This is a genomic window from Nonomuraea candida, from assembly GCF_000725485.1.
In the GTDB taxonomy this organism is placed as follows: domain Bacteria; phylum Actinomycetota; class Actinomycetes; order Streptosporangiales; family Streptosporangiaceae; genus Nonomuraea; species Nonomuraea candida.
The window spans coordinates 1-418 of record NZ_JOAG01000154.1 but is presented as its reverse complement, the minus strand read 5'-3'; the positions used below and the strand labels follow the sequence as shown (position 1 = coordinate 418).

1 rRNA gene is annotated in these 418 nt (G+C 59.3%); it reads right to left on the bottom strand.

The features are described from left to right. Window positions 1–336: 336 nt before the first annotated feature. Window positions 337–418: ribosomal RNA gene (locus IO39_RS43475) — 16S ribosomal RNA — on the bottom strand; the annotation flags it as partial.

Here is a 418-nt window from a genome sequence, read left to right as displayed (position 1 = left end):
CTGATGCCAAGGCATCCACCGTGTGCCCTAAAAAACTTGGCCACAAAGATGCTCGCGTCCACTATGCAAATCTCAAACAACAAACAGCAACCACATCCAGACCGCAACCGCGATCCTTCCGTGGCCCTGTACTGAGTCAAACGAACCATGTCCGTTTCCTCAGGACCCAACAGTGTGTCCAACCAGCCCGAACCCCCGAACGCCCCTTCCCACTCCCCTCTGACGAGAGGCGGTACTAGCGCGCCGGCAACCCGGCCCGGTTGAGTAGCCAGTGCTCCACTAGTGAGCTGTCACCCCACCGATCGTGCGCCGGTGACGAGTGAGAGTGCTCCTTAGAAAGGAGGTGATCCAGCCGCACCTTCCGGTACGGCTACCTTGTTACGACTTCGTCCCAATCGCCAGCCCCACCTTCGACCGC